The following is a 20,954-nucleotide window of genomic DNA, read 5'->3' as shown; positions in this document are numbered from 1 at the left end:
CCGGGAGTCGAATTCGTCGTTGCTTCGAGTCTGACGGCATAGTCTAAGTCGCCGCATGACTCGATCTCGCCTGTGTACGGCGTCTCTTCTTGTCGCGGCTGCACTGCTCGCATCCGTGCGAGCGGGAATTGCCGAAGAAAGCTGCGGATTCGTTCAGGTGTCGGCCGGCGGCAGCGCAAGCTGCGCGCTGCGTGCCGACGGCAGCGCGTCGTGCTGGGGCAATACCAGCTACGGCAAAGGCGACGTGCCGGCAGAACGCTTCGAGGACATCTCCTCCGGCCTCTACCACGTATGCGGAGTTCGCGATGACGGAAGCATCGACTGCTGGGGCGGTTTCACGGCGGACCACCTGGGCGTCGTAGTGCCAGGGCAGTTCACGCAGGTCTCCTCGGGTTATCACCATGCCTGCGCACTGCGAACCGACGGCACGCTTATATGCTGGGGCAAAGCGGAGAGCGGCAGCACCACGCCACCGGACGGCAACTTCACGCAGGTCACTTCGGGCAACGCACACAGCTGTGCGCTGCGCATCGACGGGACCATCGTGTGCTGGGGATGGGACGGCTTCGGAGTATCGACGCCACCGGCCGGTACGTTCGTGCAGGTCTCCACCGGCAGAGAGCACACGTGCGCACTGAAGGCTGACGGCAGCGTTGTCTGCTGGGGCGCAAACTTCTTCGGCGAATCGGTGCCGCCGGCTGATCACTTTACGCGCATCTCGGCCGGCGGCTCGCACACGTGCGGTCTTCGCGACGACGGCACGATCGTGTGCTGGGGTGACAACAAATACGGCGAGCTCGCCGTGCCGGCAGGAACGTTCGTTGACGTGAGTGCAGGCTATCTGCATGCGTGCGGACTGACTGCCGGCGGCAATACCGTCTGCTGGGGCGAGAGCCTTTTCAGTCCGCCGCCGGGATCCTATTCCGCGATCGCTGTCGGACACGTGCACGGCTGCGCAATTGGTCTCGACGGAGGCATCGATTGCTGGGGATTCGGCTTGTACGGCGAAGAGATCCCGCCGGAAGGATCGTTCCACCGCATTGCCGCCGGCTACTACCATGAGTGTGCAATCGGACTCGCCGGCGCGATTACATGCTGGGGCGGATATTCCTTCACCGGATCCCCGATGCCTCCCGCCGGAGCGTTCGTCGAGCTGGCGGCCAACGGCAATCATGCATGTGCAATTCGTTCCAGCGGCACGATTGCATGCTGGGGACAGAGGCAGTCGGACAGTTTCGCACCGGGCGGGATTTTCCAGCAGGTCACTGCGGGTTCGTCGCATATCTGCGGGCTACACCAGGACGGCACCGCCGAGTGCTGGGGATACAACGAAGATGGCGAGGCATCGCCGCCGCCGGGAACATTCGTTCAGCTTGCCGGCGGTCGCGACTACACGTGCGGTCTGCGAGACGACGGAAAGGTCACGTGCTGGGGCGCGGACAACCACGGTCAATCCTCGCCACCCGACGAAACGTTCGTCCGGATCACTGCCGGCCGATGGCAGACATGCGGACTGCGCGAGGACGGCACGGCCGTGTGCTGGGGTTATGACCACAATGGCGAGGCATCTCCTCCCGATGAGAAATTCGTGAGTCTCGCAGCCGGCGAGGAACACACATGCGGTCTGCACGAGGACGGCACGATTGCCTGCTGGGGGAAAAATGGGCTGCAGCCGGCAGATTGCGCCCTCGAGCGCAATTGCGGGAATGGCGGAATCGACCCGTGGGAAGACTGCGACGACGGAGAGACCGATTTCGAGTTCGGCGAATACTGCCGTGACGACTGCCTGCGTGTGCCGTGCGGCCAGCCGCGAAACCCGAAGCGACCTGCGCCGACAGCTGTCGACGCATTGTACGTTCTGAATGCCGCCGTGGAATCCAAGCCGTGCGACGTCCGGGTCTGTGACGCGAACGGCAGAGATGGCGTTACAGCAGTCGATGCGCAGACCGTCCTGAAGAAGGCGGTGGGGCAGCCAGTGACGCTGCACTGCCCGGCGTAAGTAAGCCAGGATGAAAGCCGCGCGGCGCGCGGCCGGCGTCAAGGCACGACGACGCGCGGTGCGCGCCTGAGCGACATCAGGTACACGCGCAGCGCACCCTTGTCTTCGCGCGACAGCGCGGCGTACGCGGCTCGTGCGGCGGCGCCCTCGCCGTCGTGTCCGGCAATTGCGTAGTCGAGGCTCGGTGCGCGGCCGTCATGCAGATACGGCTGCGAGTCGGCCACGCCCCAAAGTCGCGGCGTAAGATACATCTCGGGAGCAACGCCGCGCTGCTCGTGACGCGCGCGGTTGGCCGCGCCCATGTCGTGGCGCTTGAGATCGCTGAACAGCCACACCGGATATCCGCCGACCGCCTCGTCGTACTGGATCGCCGGAGAGCGCATCTCGCGCGCGAGATCGATCGGCGGCAGCCCGTCGACCTCGAGCACCGCGCTACGGAGCAGGAGCATCGGCCGGTGGCAGCTCGCGCATCCGAGCGACTGGAACTCGTCTCGACCGCGGATGAAGTCGTCGACGAAGCTGGTGTTGGTCGGGGGCAGCATGCCCGTCGCCGCCGCGGGCAGCACGCGATCCTGGTTGAGCGGCTCGACGATCGGCATCTCGAGAAGCGCCAGATGCGCGGACAGCGCCTTGAGCGCGCCCTGCCCCAGCTCGGTCGCGCTGTCGACGGCGAGATGAAGCTGCAGCGCTTCGGTCGCGAAGCTTTCGATGTCGGGCCGCGTGCCCTTCCAGCCGAACGGCTTGACGACGAGGTCGGCGTCGACGCCGTCGAGACCCGACGCATCGAGCTCGCCTTTTGCGTTCACGCGCAGCACGCCGAAGTCGACGCCTTTGCTGACGAGGCGTTTTTCGCGCGGGCCGGAGCCGCCGGTTTCGCTGATCAGGTCGCTCTTCTGCTTCTGCAGATCGAGCGTCATCTCGTGCGCGAGCGCCTGCACGACGCCGAGCGCGACCAGTGCCTGCGGATTGCGTGCATCGGCGCTCGCGAGCGTGTCGCCGTCTCCGGCCAGCAGCGCGTTGTCGGTCTCGGCGCCAGCGCCGTTCGGGCCGCCGACCCAGTGACAGGACGGACACGAGATCGTCTCGGGTCCGCCGACGAGGCCGTCGTGCACGCGCCGGAACGGTCCGTTCGCGGCGCGCTCGGCGCTCGTGCCGAGACCGTCGGCGTAGTCGTACTCGTGCTCGAACAGGCGTTCGCCGAGCTCGGCGAGCCTGGAGACGCACATACCGGGATTTTTATCGACGATCGCACGCGTGTCGCGAAGCAGCGCGCCGGGGTCGGCGGCTTCGCGCATTCTCCATTCGTGGCGGCGCTCGGCGTCGCGGAACGCTTCGCGCGCGGCGTCGAGGCTGAGCGACGGCGGCCGCGAGATCGGCGGGCAGTTTGCGGCATTCGCCGATGCTGCGGCATTCGCTGGCGGAGCGGCATCGGCCGATGCTGCAGCGTATGTCGATGCGGCGGCAGTTGCCGGTGCATCGGCATTCGCCGCTCCGGCCGCGACACCTGCAAGCATCAGGACAGCAGATGCCGCACGCAGCCGGGCGGTCTTTGCGGTGGGTATGTTCATGGCACGAACAGCTTCGGCGCGCGCGACAGCGACGTCAGGAACACGCGCACGCTCGCGCGTTCGCTGTCGGGCAGAGCCACGTACGCATCGCGCGCGGCGGCGGCTTCTCCGCCGTGCAGCGTGATGGCGTCGTCGATCGTGGGTGCACGCCCGTCGTGCAGGTACGGCGCGGATTCGGCAAGTCCCCACAGCGGCCGCGTAAGGAACATCCTTGCCGGGATCTCGCGATCGGCGACCTCGCGCTCCGGGCCACGCGACGCCAGCGCTTCACCCATGTCGTGACGCTTGAGATCGCTGAACAGGTGCACGAGATACGGACTTCCGGGCCCGGCAAAAAGCGGCTCGACTTTGGGTCCGTCGCCGTCTTTGGACACGTCGATCAGGAACGGAGCGCGGCCGGTGCCGTCGGCCGCGTCGAGCTTCGGATCCTTGATCGGAAGCGTGCGCACATGGCAGCCGGCGCAGCCGATCGCGTCGAACTTCGCGCTGCCGGCGGCAAACATGTCGAGCAGGCGCGCATCGTGCGGCGGCCGCACGACCGGCACCTCGAGCTGTGCGAGATAGCCGACGACCGTCGTCAGCATTCCCGAATCGATCTCGAGCGATACGCCGTCTTCGTCGACGTCGTCCCAGCGGCCTTTTCCGTACGGCGCCGGATCGACCGTGCCGTCCTTTACGCCGAGCTGGATGCGCTTGGACAGGAGGCCCTGATGAATCTGCAGCGACTCCTCGATCATTTCGCGAAGGCGCGCCTGGTGGCCTTTCCATCCGAACGGTCGCACGACGAGATCGTGGTCGATGCCTTCGACGTTCGCGTAGTCGAGCGTGCCGTCGGCGGCGGCGCCGATGCGGCCGAACGAGACGCCTTTCGCGGTCAGCGGCTCGTCGACGGCTTGCTGCTCCTTCTTCGCCTTGTCGCGGGCGGCCGCGGCTTCGCCGGCAAGCTCGGCGGTCATCTCGCGCGCGAGGATCTCGACGGGGCCGAGGCCGAGCACGTGCGGTGGATTTCTCTGGTCGGCGCCGTGCATGGCAAGACCGTCTCCGCGCAGGAACGCGTTCTGCGTCTGTGTGCCCGCTCCGTCAGGGCCGCCTTTCGAGTGGCAGCTCGCGCACGCGAACGCATCGGGTCCGCCCGCCAGGCCTTCGTGCACGCGCCGCGGGCTCGGCGTGTAATCGACGGCATCGGCGCGGCGGCCTTTGCCGCCCCAGCCGTTCTCGGGCCGGAACGGATACGAGAACAGCTCGTCGCCGACGATGAACAGCGAGTCGATGCCGAGCTTGCGATAGTCGAAGTCGAGATCGGTCAGCGTGGCGTGCTCGACCAGCTCGCCGGGATCGCGCGCGTCGAGCATGCGGTCGAAGTCTTCGCGGCGGCGCAGGTCGATGGCCTTCTGCAGCAGCTCGGTGAGCACCACGTCGTCGACGATGGTCGTGCCATCCGCACGCACGGTCGCTCCGTCGGCGCGCACCGTCGCTCCGTCGGCGCGCAGCGTAGCGCGGTCGCCGCGCGTCGCGGGTTCGTCGGCACGCACCGCCGACAGGCCTCCGGCAACGGACAGCGCGGCGGCCAGAGCAGCAAAAATGGTTCCCCGTAGCGTGAGCAAAGCTCGCTACGTTACACGTCAGGGCCCCGGGTTCTGCAACCCCTTTTCCGCCGGCGTCCCGCCGCCGCGGTGGTCGGCAGCGCTCACCTGATAGATCGTGAAGCGCGGATCGGTGCGAAGCTGCCAGACCGGACGCAGGAGCCCCGGACGCTCGTCGCTCGCGGCGTAGACGAGATTGTAGAACGGCTCCTCCAGGTCGTACGCCGGAAGCGGCGCAAGCAGCAGATACTTCGCGCCGTAGCTCGCAAGAAAACCCTCGAGCTCGGCGACGTCACCGACCGGCGAGCCGCCGACGCCGTAGAACAGCGCGAGCGGCCGCGAGTTGAACGGCCGGATCGCGGCGCGGCCGGTGTAAAGCGACGTCATCGTATCGAAGCCGGCGGCAACGACGTCCCCCGGCTGGCTGTTCTCGCGCAGCCACGCAAAGGCCTTCTGATAGCTCTGCCACTCGACCGGAATGCCCGGCCAGATGAAATACGGATAGCCGGCCGTGCGGCTCGCCGAGACGTACGTCGAAAGCATCCATTCGTTCGACACCAGCACGGCAGCAAACGCCGCGGCCACGAGCGGCTTTGCAACCCTGGCAACCGACGCGCGCGCAGCAAGCTTCCAGACGGCATCGAACAGCATCGCACCGAGCAGCGGGAGCATCGGGACGAGGAAGCGGTCGGGCGGCCACGGCCACGCGACGAGCAGCGCGAAATAGACGAGCAGCATGACCGGCACGAGGGCCAGCGAGCGTGCGCGCGACAGCACGACGATCCACGGCAGGCTGCCGAGCGCGGCCATCAGCCACTTCGCATGCGCAATGTTGTTGTACGCGGCGCGCGCGAGATACTCGAAATCGATGTGCAGGAACGCCGCGAACGCCATGCGGATGTTCGACAGCGGCACGATCAGCGATGCGTTCGTGCGCCACCATCCGAGATAGTCGGTCTGGTAACCGATGATCTCGTCGCTCGCCGTGTGTGCACCGTAGAACATCCACGCGAGCCACGGCAGCGTCACGACCATGACGCCGAGCGCGATGCCGCGCACGGGCTTGCGCCGATACGCAAGCAGACCGACCGCCGCGACCGGAACCACGATGCCGGCTGTGCGGCAAAGAAACGGCAGGCCGACGAGCATGCCGGCGGCCACGTCGCGCGCCAAAGACGGCGCCGGACCCGTTGCGCGAAGCCGCAGCTCGACGACCCACAGCGCTGCGATCATCAGCGCGAGAAACGGCATCTCCGAGACGGTCTGGCTGCAGTAGAACAGATAGTTCGGCGCCGACGTGACCAGCACGCACGCGGCGAACGCGGCCGTACGTGCCGCAATGCCGAAGCGCACGATGAACAGATAGGCCAGCGCGAGCGCGACGCCGGCGATGGCCGCGGTGGTTACCTGCATCGCGAACAGGCTCTGCTCGACGCCCGGCGACGATGAAAGCGCACCGGCACGCCACGCAAGCGAGATGATCGCCGGATAAAGGATCGGGTATTTCGTCTGCGGCGGCGCCCCCGGCAGGTTGATGAGCCGGTAGCCGTGCCCCTCGGCGAGCGACTTGGCGGTCACGGCATAGACGGCATCGTCATCGATCACGCCGATGACGCCCGGCTGCATGCGCAGCGCCGCGCCGACGATGACGGCGACGGCGAGGACGGCAGCACCCGCGTAGTCGCGCCAGGAAAGCGTCAAAGGTTCCACCACAAGCTCAAAGGAGTGGCGCTCCGTGTCCGAACGGCGCCGCAATGTCCATTGCCTGTCCGGCGGGCGGTGGTTATTCTCCCCCGTTCCTCAGTCATGACCGACCTGTTTCGACATGCCTCCGAGCTGTGGTGGGGGCTGGCCATTTTCGCGATCGCGATTCCGATCGAGCACCGTTTTTCGACCGGCATGCGGCCCGCGGCATCCGAGCGTCTCGGGAATCTCGGTGCGATGCTGCTCAACTTCGTGGCCGGCGGTCTCCTGCTGAAGTGGGTGCTCGCGCAGCCGTCGTCGAGCTGGCTGCGCGGCTATCCCGGCGCGCCGCGCGCTCCGCTGCTCGAAAATCCGCTTCTTTACGGGCTGGCCGCAGTCTTCCTGATCGACGGCCTCTATTACCTCTACCACCGGCTTCAGCACTGGTCTCCGCTTCTGTGGCGTATCCATGCGATTCACCACAGCGATCCGGCCGTGAACATCACGACGGCGCGGCGCACGCATTTCCTCGAGCGGCCGCTGCAGTTTCTTCTGCTGATCGTTCCGGTGCTGTGGATTCTTGGTTTCAATGCGGGCGGAACGGCGATTGCGGGCGGGATCGGTGTCGCCCTCCTTTACTTCGCCCACATGGACCTCCGGCTGTCGCTCGGCCCGCTGACGCCGCTCATCGTCGGACCGCAGTACCACCGCATTCACCACGATCTCGACGCCCACGACCATGGGACGAACTTCGCGCAGGCGTTTCCGCTGTTCGACCTGCTCGGCGGCACGTATCGCAAGCCCGAAGACGATGAATTCGTGAAGACCGGGGTCAAGGAATATCGGACCACGGCCGACCGCTGGCGTCCGCTGATCTGGTAGGCCTCAGAGCTTCTTCACCTTGTAGTGCTCGCGCGGGAAATGGACGACGACGTCGCCGGCGCGATCGTCGCGGCGAGCAATGGCAATCTCCTGAACCGTTGACGAGACGAGCTCGCCGGCGACCGGATCGCGGCCGAAGCTTTCGTGCACGACCTCGACGCCGTCGCCGGCGGTGAGGCCGATGATCTCGTCGGGATCGACGCTGCCGCCGCGCTCCGGCGTTGCCGCGCGCGCGACTTCGACCGCATCGGCCGGGCTCATCTCGGTGATGGCCCCGTAGCCGAACGCATCGATGCGCTCCATCCATGAGCGCACGCTGGCGAACGGCTCGAGCAGCGGCGTCGTCTGCGGAACCACCCGCAACGTGTTGGCCGGATGAAACAGCGACAGGTCGGCAAGCCCGGCCACGTCGCCGAGCACGAACCGGCGCGTGGACAGATGCCGGTCGAGAAGGTCGAGCTTGGCGCGAAGCTGCTGCAGAAGCGCCGGCGCATCGGAGATCGCCTGCTCCATCGTAAGCGGCACGTCGACCATCGTGGCGCGATCCTTGAGAAAACCGGGCGGAAAAATCGGTGCGCTCATGCCGGCGGTTCGTACCGCCAGAAAGAAGAACTCCTGCTGCCAGGAGCTGAGCATCATCGCGAGCGCGACGCTTTCCGCGGGGAACAGCGGCGGATCGGGATGGCGGCGGTCGATCTCGCGCGCGATCAGGTCGCTGTCGCAGTAGATGTCGGCGCCGATCTGCAGCACCGGCGTCTTGCGGTAGCCGCCGGTGAGCGCCGTGAGATCCGGCTTCGGCATCATCATGGGGATGATCACCGACCGCCACGCGAGGTTCTTCATGCCCATCACGCGGCGGATCTTTTCCGCGTACGGTGACTCCCAGTAGTGATGCAGTATGAGCTCGTTCATACGTGCCAGTTACGCCGGACGCGCGAACGTGCAAACGAACGCCGAGCCGATGATTGCCTGAAGCGTCCGACCAACGGTCCCCGGCTCGACGACGTTCGAGCCGAACGCTCAGCGGCTGGCGCGACGTTCCGACTGGAAGCCGGCGACGAAAACGCGGATCAGCGCGGCCAGCTTCTTGCGATAGGATGGAACGGTAAGGCCCGGGCCCTTCAGGCCCGACATCGCGCGCGAAAGCAGCTCGGCCGCGTCGGCGGCCGTCAGTCCGACCGACGCAAGGTCGATCTCGCCGCTTCGCGATGCGCGCCGCAGCGCATCGGTCAGCAGCTCGCGAAAGCGCGCTTCGGTCTGCGTGCCGAGATCGCCGCACAGCCGCCCGTTCTCGTCGAGCAGCTCGCCGCCGTGCGGGGATGCGAACGCGACCTCGACGAAGCGCAGACTCTTGGCCTCGGCCGCTGCGACCAGCCGCCGGGCGAGCGGAGCGTCGCGCGCGAGCGCAGCCTCGACGCCGGCCAGCGCTGCCTTGTGAAGCTCGCTCGCGAGCGTGCGGAAGATCTCTTCCTTGTTCTGGAACTGGCTGTACAGCGACGCGCGCGAAACCCCGGCCTCGGCGGCGATGTCCTCCATCGACGTGCGGCGGTAGCCGTAGTGCGAAAAACGGGCGAACGCGGCGGAAAGAATGCGCTCGCGCGTGGCGGTGACGGGCCGGGCCATGACCGTTACAAATTGACAAAATAGGTTCAGACTGTCAATTTGCGGCAACCCAAGGAGGACCCGTCATGCACACCACCGCATCCCTTTCCGGAAAGACTGCAATCGTAACCGGCGCTTCGAGCGGCATCGGGCGCGCGATCGCCGAGGCGCTCGGCGGCGCCGGAGCCCACGTGTTCCTTGCCGGCCGCACACTGGCCGCGATGGAAGAATCGCGCGCCAAAATCGAGGCCGCCGGCGGCAAGGCCACCGTGGCCGTCGTCGACCTGCGCAATGTCGACGAGACGCGCGATCTCGTGCAGCGCGCCGCCCGCGACACCGGCCGCCTCGACATCATGGTCAACAATGCGGGGCTTTCGTATCCGACACCGATCGTCGACGGCGATCCGGAGGAATGGCGCTCGATGCTCGAGACCAACATCCTCGCGCTGCTCGTCGGCTGCCAGGAGGCCGTGCGCGTGATGCGCGCGTGCAAGGCCGAAGGGCACATCGTCAACATCTCGTCGATCGCGGCGCACCGCAGCGACTCGGGCGTCTACGGCGCCACCAAGCACGCAGTCTCCAGCATCTCGAGCACGCTGCGGCGCGAGCTCGAGGAGGACAACATCCGCGTCGTCAATATTTCGCCGGGGGCGATCGGCACCAATTTCGCCCGCAACTTCGACGAGGCGTTCGTATCGGGGTTCCTCAAGGCCGCCGGCTACGAAGGCGAGGTCAAAAAGGGCGAGCGTCTGCCCGACGACGTCATGAAGACGCTGCAGCCGCGGGTGCGCCAGGTGCTCTCGAGCCCTGAGGACGTGGCCAACGCGGTGCTGTTCGCGATCAGCCAGCCGATCTACGTGAACGTTGCCGAGGTGGTCGTGCGGCCCCCGAAACAGCTCGCGTTCTGAGGAATGCGGGGCAGGCACCGGTTCCACGAAATCGGTGTCTGTCCCTGATATCCGGAAATCAGTGTCTGTCCCCGATTTCCTGTCCCCGATTTCCGGCTCCCGCCGGTTAGGATTCCGAGATTTCCGATGACGCCGGGCGTCGGGGAAATTAGATGCGTTCGCCCAAAAAAATTACCCCCATGTGCGGGGTATTTCCGCAGCTCTGCTCTTCACACAATTGGCGAATTGTTTCACTCTTTCCCGCGCCCGACCGCGTGTCCGCGCCATAACGGGATCGCCTTGTTTCCGCAGCCTTAGGCCGCTTACGGAGTTCCACGTGGAAACCATTCCAGGTTCAGCTACCGCTCCCAGACCCAGTCGTACCCGCGCCGGCACCAACGGCGCCGTCAAAGGGGAAGCAGTCCTGTCGGTCCCGCTCGACCGCCGGCAGCTCCTCCACGCGCTGCAGCGAATGCGCAGCGGCGACTTCTCGGTCCAGCTTCCAGGCGATCTGGCCGGCATCGACGGCAAGATCGCCGACACGTTCAACGACATCGTCACGGCCAACCAGAAGATGGCGCAGGAGCTCAAGCGCGTCGGCCAGGTGGTCGGGAAGGAAGGCAAGACCCGCGAGCGAACCCGCTTCGACCAGCGCCGCGGCGCGTGGGGCGAGATGGAGGGCTCGGTCAACACGCTGATCGACGATCTCCTGCGGCCGACCACCGAAGTCACCGGCGCCATCGCGGCCGTCGCGCAGGGACACCTGACGCAGACCATGCGACTCGACGTCGACGGGCGCCCCCTCGAGGGCGAGTTCCTGCGCTCGGCAACCATCGTCAACACGATGATCGAGCAGCTGTCGGTCTTCACGTCGGAGGTCACGCGCGTCGCGCGCGAAGTCGGCTCCGACGGCAAGCTCGGCGGTCAGGCGCAGGTGCCCGGCGTAAGCGGCGTCTGGAAGGACCTGACCGAGTCGGTCAACTCGATGGCCTCGAACCTGACCGCGCAGGTTCGAAACATCTCCGAAGTCACGATCGCCGTCGCCAGCGGCGACCTCTCGCGAAAGATCACCGTCGACGTCCGCGGCGAAATTCTCCTGCTCAAGGAAGCCATCAACTCGATGGTCGACCAGCTGCGCGGCTTCGCTTCCGAAGTCACGCGCGTCGCGCGCGAAGTCGGAACGGAAGGAAAGCTCGGCGGACAGGCCGTGGTGCCGGGCGTGGCCGGAACGTGGAAGGACCTTACCGACAACGTCAACCTTCTGGCCGCAAACCTGACGACGCAGGTTCGAAACATCGCCGAAGTGACGACGGCCGTCGCACGCGGCGACCTTTCGAGAAAAATCACCGTCGACGTCAAGGGCGAAGTTCTCGAGCTCAAGAACACCATCAACACGATGGTCGATCAGCTCAACGCATTCGCCGGCGAAGTCTCGCGCGTCGCGCGCGAAGTCGGAACCGAAGGAAAGCTCGGCGGCCAGGCGCAGGTGCCCGGTGTCGCTGGAACGTGGAAGGACCTTACCGACAACGTCAACTTCATGACCGGCAACCTGACGGCGCAGGTTCGAAACATCGCCGAAGTGGCGACCGCAATCGCACGCGGCGACCTTTCCAAGAAAATCACCGTGAACGTGTCGGGCGAAATCCTTCAGCTCAAGGAAACGCTCAACACGATGGTGGATCAGCTGAACGGCTTTGCATCGGAGGTCACGCGCGTCGCGCGCGAAGTCGGAACCGAAGGCCGACTCGGCGGACAGGCTGCGGTGCCCGGTGTTGCCGGTACGTGGAAGGATCTTACCGACAACGTCAACCTGCTGGCCGCCAACCTGACGACGCAGGTACGAAACATCGCCGAAGTGACGACCGCCGTGGCCCGCGGCGATCTCTCGAGAAAGATCACCGTCGACGTGAAGGGCGAAGTCCTCGAGCTCAAGGTCACGATCAACACGATGGTCGACCAGCTCAACGCGTTCGCCGCCGAGGTCACGCGCGTCGCGCGCGAAGTCGGAACCGAAGGAAAGCTCGGCGGTCAGGCTCAGGTGCCGGGCGTCGCCGGAACCTGGAAGGACCTTACCGACTCGGTCAACTCGATGGCGAGCAACCTGACGGGACAGGTCCGCAACATCGTGGAAGTCGCAACGGCCGTGGCGCGCGGCGACCTTTCGTCGAAGATCACGGTCGACGTCAAAGGCGAGATCCTCGAGCTCAAAGACACGCTCAACACGATGGTCGACCAGCTCAACGCGTTCGCGTCCGAAGTGACGCGCGTTGCCCGCGAAGTCGGAACCGAAGGAAAGCTCGGCGGCCAGGCCACCGTGCCCGGCGTCGGCGGAACCTGGAAGGACCTTACCGACTCGGTCAACTTCATGGCCGGTAACCTCACGGCGCAGGTCCGAAACATCGCCGAAGTCGCGACCGCCATCGCGAACGGCGACTTGTCGAAGAAAATCACCGTCGACGTGTCCGGCGAAATCCGCGAGCTCAAGGACACCATCAACACGATGGTCGACCAGCTCAACGCGTTCGCCGCCGAAGTCACGCGCGTCGCGCGCGAAGTCGGAACCGAAGGCAAGCTCGGCGGTCAGGCGCAGGTGCCCGGCGTCGCCGGCACGTGGAAGGGCCTTACCGACAACGTCAACTTCATGGCCGGTAACCTTACCGCGCAGGTTCGAAACATCGCCGAGGTGACCACGGCCGTCGCGCGCGGCGACCTTTCACGCAAGATCACCGTGAACGTCTCGGGAGAAATCCTCGAGCTCAAGAACACCATCAACACGATGGTCGACCAGCTCAACGGCTTCGCCGGCGAAGTTACGCGCGTTGCGCGCGAGGTCGGAACCGAAGGCCGGCTCGGCGGCCAGGCGCAGGTGCCCGGCGTGGCCGGCACGTGGAAGGATCTCACCGACTCGGTCAACTCGATGGCGTCGAACCTGACGGCGCAGGTTCGAAACATCGCCGAAGTCGCAACCGCCATCGCCAACGGCGACTTGTCCAAGAAGATCACCGTCGACGTGCGCGGCGAGCTGCTCAATCTCAAGGAAACGCTCAACCGCATGGTCGAGCAGCTGCGTTCGTTCGCGGCCGAAGTCACGCGCGTCGCGCGCGAAGTCGGTACCGACGGCAAGCTCGGCGGTCAGGCCAACGTGAGCGGCGTGGCCGGCACGTGGAAGGATCTTACCGACAACGTGAACCTGCTCGCCGCAAACCTGACGACGCAGGTCCGCAACGTCGCCGAAGTGACGACCGCCGTGGCACGCGGCGACCTCTCGCGAAAGATCACCGTGGACGTGAAGGGCGAAGTTCTCGAGCTCAAGCTGACCATCAACACGATGGTCGATCAGCTCAACGCGTTCGCCGCCGAAGTGACGCGCGTCGCGCGCGAAGTCGGCACCGAAGGAAAGCTCGGTGGTCAGGCCAAGGTGCCCGGCGTGGCCGGCACGTGGAAGGATCTTACCGACAACGTCAACGTCATGGCGGCGAACCTCACCGAACAGGTACGCGGCATCGTGCGCGTCGTGACCGCCGTGGCCAACGGCGACCTCAAGCCGAAGCTGACCGTGAACGCGAAAGGCGAAGTCGCCGCACTCGCGGAAACGATCAACGACATGACCGGAACGCTCGCGACGTTCGCCGACCAGGTGACGACGGTGGCGCGCGAAGTCGGCGTGGAAGGCCGACTCGGCGGCCAGGCGAACGTGCCCGGCGCGGCCGGCACGTGGAAGGATCTTACCGGCAACGTGAACCTGCTGGCCGCAAACCTGACGGGCCAGGTCCGCGCAATCGCCGAAGTGGCCACGGCCGTGACGCAGGGCGACCTGACGCGCTCCATCCAGGTGGAAGCGCGCGGCGAAATGGCCGAGCTCAAAGACAATATCAACACGATGATCGACAACCTCCGTCTGACGACGGACCGCAACACCGAGCAGGACTGGCTCAAGACCAACCTCGCGCGCTTTACCGGCATGCTGCAGGGACAGCGCGACCTGTCGACGGTGGGACGGATGCTGCTGTCGGAGCTGACGCCGCTCGTCAACGCGCACCAGGGCGTCATCTACCGGACCGAAGGCGGCGAGCCGAACGAGCTGTACCTGATCGCATCGTTCGCCGACGACGGATCCAACGGTCACAACCCGGTCATCCGCGTCGGCGAAGGCCTGCTCGGACAGTGCGCGGCCGACCGGCGCCGCATCCTGATCAACGACCTGCCGCCCGATTCGGTGCCGGTCAGCTCCGGACTGTTCCGTTCGAAGCCGCGCAGCGTGATCGTGCTGCCGGTTCTGTTCGAAGGCGAGGTCAAGGCGGTCATCGAGCTGGCATCCCTCGGATCGTTCACCGCGTCGCACCTCGCGTTCCTCGAGCAGCTGACGACGTCGATCGGCATCGTGCTCAACTCGATCGAAGCGACGATGCAGACCGAAGGCCTGCTGGTGCAGTCGCAGCAGCTCGCGGCCGAGCTCGGGTCGCAGAAGAAGGAGCTGCAGCAGACCAACGAGCAGCTCGCGCAGAAGGCCCAGCAGCTCGCCGAACAGAACGCCGAGGTCGAGCGCAAGAACCAGGAAATCGAGCAGGCCCGGCGCGCCGTCGAAGAAAAGGCGACCGAGCTCGCGCTCACGTCGAAGTACAAGTCCGAATTCCTCGCGAACATGTCGCACGAGCTGCGCACTCCGCTCAACTCGATCCTGATCCTCGGCCAGCAGCTCGGCGAGAACGTCGAGGGCAACCTGACGCCGAAACAGGTCGAGTTCGCGCGAACGATCCACGGCGCAGGCACCGACCTGCTGAACCTGATCACCGACATTCTCGACCTGTCCAAGATCGAGTCGGGAACGGTGACGGTCGTTGCCGAGGAAGTCATCGTCACGAACGTGCTCGAGGCGATCGCGCGGCCGTTTCGCCACGAGGCCGACAACAGGAAGCTCTCGCTCGACGTGCGCATCGATCCTGCGATCGGCTCGACGATGGTCACCGACTCCAAGCGCCTGCAGCAGGTCCTGAAGAACCTCCTGTCGAACGCGTTCAAGTTCACCGAGCAGGGCGGCGTTCGCCTCGCCGTCTCCAGGGTCGACAGTGGCTTCAATCCGGAGCACCCGGTGCTCGGTCGCGCACAGAACGTGATCGCGTTCGAAGTGTCGGATACCGGCATCGGCATTCCGGCCGAGAAGCAGCGCATCATCTTCGAGGCGTTCCAGCAGGCCGACGCCGGCACCAGCCGGCGCTACGGCGGCACCGGTCTCGGTCTCGCGATCAGCCGCGAGCTCGCGTCGCTGCTCGGCGGTGAGATCCAGCTTCGCAGCACGCCGGGACAAGGCAGTACGTTCACGCTGTACCTGCCGCAGTCGTATGCGGGCCCGACCGCAGCGTCGGGACAGATGGCCGATTCGCCTCCGGCGACGCCGCTATTGTCTGGCGTGCGCGCCGTCGATCGCCCGATCGACCAGATTCCGGACGACCGTCACGAGCTGAACCCGGGAGATCCGGTGCTGCTGATCGTCGAGGACGATCCGAGCTACGCGCGCATCCTGCTCGACCAGGCCCATCTGCAGGGATTCAAGGTGCTGGTGGCGATGCGCGGCGCCGATGCGCTCGAGCTCGCGCGCGAGCACACGCCGACGGCGGTTTCGCTCGACGTGTTCCTGCCCGACATGCTCGGCTGGACGGTGCTGAATCAGCTCAAGCAGGATCCCACTCTTCGGCACATCCCGGTGCAGATCGTCACGCTCGATGAAGATCGGCAGCACGGGCTTGCACGCGGAGCGTTCTCGTTCCTCGCCAAGCCGACGACGACCGAAGGCCTCGAAGCGGCGCTCGGCCGCATCAAGGACTTCGCGGTTCCGCGCAGCAAGCGGCTGCTGGTCGTCGAGGACAATCCGGCCGAGCAGCTCAGCATCAACACGCTGCTCGAGCACGACGACATCACGATCGAGACCGCGGCCAGCGGCGAAGAGGCGCTCAAGGCCCTGCGCGAGAAGTCCTACGACTGCTGCGTGCTCGACCTGAGACTTCCGGACATGAGCGGCTTCCAGGTGCTCGAGACCATGCGCGACGACGAGAGCCTGGCCGACCTGCCGGTCGTGGTCTTCACCGGCAAGGAGCTCTCGCCGGAAGAAGACGCGCGCCTGCACATGCTGGCACGCAGCGTGGTCGTCAAAGGCGTCGAGTCGCCCGAGCGGCTGCTCGACGAGACCGCGCTGTTCCTGCACCGCGTGATCTCCGACCTGCCGCCGGAGAAACAGCAGATGCTCGACCGGCTGCATCGCTCGGACGACGACCTGCTCGGCAAGAAGGTGCTGGTCGTCGACGACGACGTCCGCAACATCTTCGCGCTCAGCAGCGTGCTCGAGCGCCGCGGCATGGAGGTGCTGACGGCCGGGACGGGCTACGAGGCGATCACGACGCTCGAGACCACCCCGAACGTTGCAATCGTGCTGATGGACATCATGATGCCGGAGATGGACGGCTATCAGACCATGCAGGTCATCCGCCAGAAAACCGAGTTCCGGAGGCTGCCGATCGTCGCGCTGACCGCGAAGGCCATGAAGGGCGACCGCGAGAAATGCCTCGAAGCCGGCGCGTCCGATTATCTCGCCAAACCCGTCAACACCGAGCAGCTTCTGTCGGCGCTGCGCCTGTGGCTGCACCGATGACACAACCCGTTTCCTCCCTTACGCCGGTGGCGAACGGCAATCACCACGAGGCGGTCAACATCCTCCTCGTGGACGATCAGCCGGCCAAGCTGCTCAGCTACGAAGCGATGCTGAACCAGCTCGGCGAGAACCTGATCAAGGCCAACTCGGCGAAGGAAGCGCTCGACCACCTGCTGCGCAACGAGATCACGGTCGTGCTGATGGACGTCAGCATGCCCGACATCGACGGGTTCGAGCTCGCCGAGATCATTCGCGGACATCCGCGCTATCAGAAGACCGCGATCATCTTCGTGTCGGCGGTACACCTGACCGACCTCGACCGTCTCAAGGGCTACGAGTCGGGCGCCGTCGACTATGTCGCGGTGCCGGTCGTGCCGGAGCTGCTGCGCGCCAAAGTCAGCGTGTTCACCGAGCTCTACAGGAAGACGCGCGAATCCGAGCGGCTCAACCGCGAGCTCGAGCAGCGCGTCGCCGAGCGCACGGCCGCGCTCGAAGCGGCCAGCGCGAAGCAGGAAGCGCTGACGCAGCAGCTTCGCGAAGCCGACCATCGAAAGGACGAGTTTCTCGCGCTGCTCGCGCACGAGCTTCGCAACCCGCTCGCATCGGTGCGCAACGCCGCCGGCATCATGCGCGCAAAGGAAACGAAGGATCCCGAGCTGATCTGGTGCCGCGAAGTCATCGAACGCCAGGCCGACCAGCTGACGCGGCTGGTCGACGACCTGCTCGACGTCTCGCGCATCACGCAGGGCAAGATCAAGCTGCGGCTGCAGCCATTCGACCTTGCCGAGGCCGTCAGCTGCGCGGTCGAGACCAGCCGCGCGCTCGTCGAGAAACAGCATCATCAGCTGGTCGTCCGGCTCCCCGACGAGAAGATCTCGATCGACGGCGACCTGACGCGCATTACCCAGGTGATCGGCAACCTGCTGACCAACGCCGCCAAATACCAGAACGAGCGCGGGCGCATCGACCTCATCGTGGAGAAGATGGGCACGATGGTCGCGATCACCGTACGCGATCAGGGGATCGGAATCGCACCCGAGATGCTCACGCAGATTTTCGAGCTGTTCGCGCAGGGCGAACGTTCCCTCGATCGCGCGCAAGGTGGACTTGGAATCGGGCTGTCTCTCGTCAAAAGCCTCGTCGAGATGCATGGTGGAATGGTGACCGCCGCGAGCGCAGGCCCCGGAAAGGGCAGCGAGTTCACGGTACGGATTCCGTGTCGCAGTGAAGAGCTGCGCGCGGATGCGGCGGTCGTCGAACACCCGACGAGCACGAACGGCAAGCCGCGCCGTATTCTCGTCGTGGACGATAACCAGGACGCGGCCGACAGCTTGACGATGCTCATGCAGATGCGAGGCTTCGACGTGCGGGTCGCCTACGACGGACAGACCGCAATCGACGTCGCCACGAGCGAAAAACCGGCGGTGATTCTTCTCGATATCGGACTTCCGGGTATCGACGGATACGAAGTGTGCCGCCGCATGCGCCAGCAGGGACTTTCCGACACCTGCATCATCGCGCTGACCGGGTACGGTCAGGATCGCGATCGCGAACGCTCCAAAGAGGCCGGGTTCGACCTCCACACGGTCAAGCCCGTCAAGATCGACGAGCTCCTCAGGCTGATCGCAGACAGCTGAGCGCGAGCGTGCCAAGCTGACGGCTGAGCACGCGAGTGCGAAGCTCAACGGCTGAAGCACGCGAGTGCGAAACTCAGTTGGCGAGCCGCGGCTGCGCGAGCAGCCGGCACGAGGAGACGGAAGATGGACCTCCGCAGCGCAACCACCGCCGGCAAAAATCTTTTCCAGCAATCGTACCGGGAGTGGACCAACGACAAGGCCGCGCGCCTCGGCGCGGCGATTTCGTACTACACCGTCTTCTCGCTCGCGCCGCTGCTCGTGATCACGATCGCCGTCGCGAGCTTCGTCGTCGGCGGCGACACTGCCCGCCATTCGATCATCCAGACGATGGGCGGCCTCGTCGGCCAGGACGGCGGCAAAGCCATCGAGGGAATGATCGACAACGCTTCGAAGAACCAGAGCTCCGGCATCATTGCGACCGTGATCGGCGTTGCGATGCTGCTGGCTGGTGCATCCGGCGTGTTCGTCGAGTTGCAGGGCGCGCTGAACACGGTGTGGGGCGTCGAAGAAAAACCCAACGAAGGCATGCTCGCATTCCTTCGCAACCGGATGATGTCGTTCGCGATGGTGCTGTCGATCGGATTCCTGCTGCTGGTTTCGCTCGTTCTGAGCGCGGTGCTGACAGCCGTCGGAGACTGGGTCAGCCACACGCTGCCCGGAGGCGCGTTCGCGTGGCATGTCGTCAACGGTGTCGTGTCGCTGCTGATGTCGGCCGGGATGTTCGCGATGATCTTCAAGTTCCTGCCGGACGTACGCGTCGCATGGCGCGACGTCGCCGTCGGCGCACTTGTGACGGCGCTGCTCTTTACGCTCGGCAAGGCACTGATCGGGCTGTACCTCGGCAAAAGCAGCACCGCGAGCGTGTTCGGCGCTGCGGGCTCTCTCGCGGTCGTCTTCGTGTGGGTTTACTACTCGGCGCAGATCCTGCTGTTCGGCGCCGAGTTCACGCAGGTGTGGGCGAACGAGTACGGCTCGCACATCGAAACCGGCACGCCGAAAAAGGTCGCACAGGCCGCAGCCCCCGAGCGCCGGCGCGTACATCGGCAGACCGGAACCCCGCAACCGGCGATGCGCGGCGCGCCGATGGCGAGATGAGTCAGGCCTGGCCTGGGTAAGTGGTCAGACGCGCGCCGCGCGAGCCAGCACTTCGGTCGCCCACTGATTCAGGCTTTTGCCCTTTGCTTTCGCCGCGACGAGAGCGGCGCCGTGCACCTCCGGCGGAACCCGCAACAGCATTTTTCCGGAGGCCTCTTTCTCTGGCCGCACACCCTTTTTGCCGCAATCACGAAGAAACTCGTTCACCGCGATTCGCAGCTGCTTTCGGAGCTCGTTTACCGTCGATCCGTGGAAGCTGACGATGGCGCGAAGACCGAGAACCCGACCTATGAAAATCTCGTCGCGCTCGTCGTACTCGATGCGGGCGGTGTAGCCCTTGTATTTCATGACACTCATGGTCGGATTCCTGCGCGTTCGAGAAGCTCGCGGACTTCCTCCACCTGATAGCGTCTTGCCTCTTTACCGGGATGGGGCCGATGACAGTGCCATTGCTCCGTGCCCAGCGTGATCTTGACGCGGGAGCCGGCTCGCTCGACGACAGAGCCACCAAGAGCGACGATCAGAGACTCGATATCGGCGAAGAGGATCGAGCCTGGCGTCGGGTGGGTGAACACCGCTGCAAGCGTCCGCCGCTGCCTCGCGTTCCGCGGCTTCATTTGATAGCGCGAAATGCTAGCAGTGGCCAGAGCCGATCGCGCGCGTCGCGAATGGCAAAGGCGGGGGTGGAGCGGCTACAGAACGGGGATGTCCATTACGCATTCCTGTCCGTAAACCGCGCGGCTCCGCGCCGCTACGACATCGGTGTCATCAAGCTCGAAACATTGACGCCAGTCGGACTATCGGTGTCGGCACAGTCAACGACCGCGCCGCGCCCGCACCGCTTCTGCGAGCGTCTCGAGCACCGGCACGGTCGTGTCCCACGAGATGCAGGCATCCGTGATCGACTGCCCATACGTCAGCGGCTGGCCGGCGACGAGGTCCTGACGCCCTTCGACGAGGTTCGACTCGAGCATCACGCCGCAGATCGATGCGCAGCCGGAATGGACCTGGCGGGCGACGTCTTCTGCAACTTCCACCTGGCGGTGGAAATCCTTGCGGCTGTTGCCGTGGCTGCAGTCGATCATCACGCGCTCGGCGAGCTTGGCCGCGCGCAGCTTTGCGACCACGGCATCGATGCTCGCCGAGTCGTAGTTCGGCCCGCTCGTGGATCCGCGAAGGATCACGTGGCACGCGTCGTTGCCACGCGTCTCGACGATCGCCGCGTCGCCCTGCTTGGTCACCGAAAGGAAGTGGTGCGCCCCGGCCGCGGCGCGGATCGCGTCGATGCAGATCTGCACGTTGCCGTCGGTGCCGTTCTTGAATCCGACCGGAACCGAAAGGCCCGAAGCGAGCTCGCGATGAACCTGGCTCTCCG

At 65.6% G+C, this 20,954-nt stretch carries 13 protein-coding genes; 6 read left to right on the top strand and 7 right to left on the bottom strand.

Going from position 1 to position 20,954, the window contains the following annotated elements; genetic code table 11:
- Positions 1 to 55: 55 nt before the first annotated feature.
- Complete coding sequence (locus tag VN634_20450) at positions 56 to 1,999, top strand: hypothetical protein (GenBank protein HXC53271.1); 1,944 nt, start codon at positions 56 to 58, stop codon at positions 1,997 to 1,999.
- A 38-nt stretch (positions 2,000 to 2,037) separates the two neighbouring features.
- Here the strand turns inward: VN634_20450 and VN634_20445 are convergent, their stop codons facing one another.
- Genes VN634_20445 through VN634_20435 form a run of 3 tightly spaced genes read right to left on the bottom strand, consistent with a single transcriptional unit; the run spans position 2,038 to position 6,851 of the window.
- Positions 2,038 to 3,567: a di-heme oxidoredictase family protein gene (locus VN634_20445; GenBank protein HXC53270.1), complete on the bottom strand. Its 1,530-nt coding sequence runs from the start codon at positions 3,565 to 3,567 to the stop codon at positions 2,038 to 2,040.
- Positions 3,564 to 5,171, bottom strand: a complete 1,608-nt coding sequence (locus VN634_20440; GenBank protein ID HXC53269.1) for a di-heme oxidoredictase family protein — start codon at positions 5,169 to 5,171, stop codon at positions 3,564 to 3,566. Before VN634_20440 ends, VN634_20445 begins: the two co-directional genes overlap by 4 nt.
- 18 nt (positions 5,172 to 5,189) lie before the next feature.
- Positions 5,190 to 6,851 (bottom strand): hypothetical protein, encoded by a 1,662-nt coding sequence (locus tag VN634_20435; protein HXC53268.1) that lies wholly within the window; start codon positions 6,849 to 6,851, stop codon positions 5,190 to 5,192.
- 105 nt (positions 6,852 to 6,956) lie between these two features.
- Between VN634_20435 and VN634_20430 the strand changes: the two genes are divergently transcribed.
- On the top strand, positions 6,957 to 7,715 hold the full coding sequence (locus VN634_20430) for a sterol desaturase family protein (GenBank protein ID HXC53267.1): 759 nt from the start codon (positions 6,957 to 6,959) through the stop codon (positions 7,713 to 7,715).
- A gap of 3 nt (positions 7,716 to 7,718) precedes the next feature.
- Here VN634_20430 and VN634_20425 read toward each other — a convergent pair whose 3' ends face one another.
- Positions 7,719 to 8,627: a glutathione S-transferase family protein gene (locus VN634_20425; GenBank protein HXC53266.1), complete on the bottom strand. Its 909-nt coding sequence runs from the start codon at positions 8,625 to 8,627 to the stop codon at positions 7,719 to 7,721.
- 108 nt (positions 8,628 to 8,735) lie between these two features.
- Positions 8,736 to 9,338 carry a helix-turn-helix domain-containing protein gene (locus tag VN634_20420; GenBank protein ID HXC53265.1) on the bottom strand — a complete coding sequence of 201 codons (603 nt, stop codon included), beginning with the start codon at positions 9,336 to 9,338 and terminating at the stop codon, positions 8,736 to 8,738.
- Positions 9,339 to 9,403: 65 nt separating this feature from the next.
- On the opposite strand from VN634_20420, the gene VN634_20415 reads away from it, so the two are divergent.
- From VN634_20415 to VN634_20400, 4 genes are all read left to right on the top strand, one after another.
- The gene (locus tag VN634_20415) at positions 9,404 to 10,225 is read left to right on the top strand and encodes an SDR family oxidoreductase (protein HXC53264.1); all 822 of its coding nucleotides are present in this window, start codon (positions 9,404 to 9,406) and stop codon (positions 10,223 to 10,225) included.
- Between the two features lie 316 nt (positions 10,226 to 10,541).
- Positions 10,542 to 16,847, top strand: coding sequence for a HAMP domain-containing protein (locus tag VN634_20410; GenBank protein HXC53263.1), 6,306 nt, complete (start codon positions 10,542 to 10,544; stop codon positions 16,845 to 16,847).
- Positions 16,844 to 18,484 (top strand): response regulator, encoded by a 1,641-nt coding sequence (locus VN634_20405; GenBank protein ID HXC53262.1) that lies wholly within the window; start codon positions 16,844 to 16,846, stop codon positions 18,482 to 18,484. The genes VN634_20410 and VN634_20405 overlap by 4 nt, the downstream gene beginning before the upstream one ends.
- Before the next feature lie 123 nt (positions 18,485 to 18,607).
- The gene (locus tag VN634_20400; GenBank protein ID HXC53261.1) at positions 18,608 to 19,579 is read left to right on the top strand and encodes a YihY/virulence factor BrkB family protein; all 972 of its coding nucleotides are present in this window, start codon (positions 18,608 to 18,610) and stop codon (positions 19,577 to 19,579) included.
- A gap of 24 nt (positions 19,580 to 19,603) precedes the next feature.
- On the opposite strand, the gene VN634_20395 is transcribed toward VN634_20400, so the two are convergent.
- Together VN634_20395 and VN634_20390 are read right to left on the bottom strand one after the other, a co-directional pair.
- Positions 19,604 to 19,936, bottom strand: coding sequence for a type II toxin-antitoxin system HicB family antitoxin (locus tag VN634_20395; GenBank protein ID HXC53260.1), 333 nt, complete (start codon positions 19,934 to 19,936; stop codon positions 19,604 to 19,606).
- 458 nt (positions 19,937 to 20,394) lie between these two features.
- The coding region (locus tag VN634_20390) for a 3-deoxy-7-phosphoheptulonate synthase (protein HXC53259.1) at positions 20,395 to 20,954 on the bottom strand (560 nt) is incomplete at its 5' end.

Source organism: Candidatus Limnocylindrales bacterium (assembly GCA_035571835.1).
Taxonomy (GTDB): Bacteria; Desulfobacterota; Binatia; order UBA1149; family CAITLU01; genus DATNBU01.
Note: the sequence above shows the minus strand (reverse complement) of the source record. Positions and strands in the feature narration are given on the sequence as shown.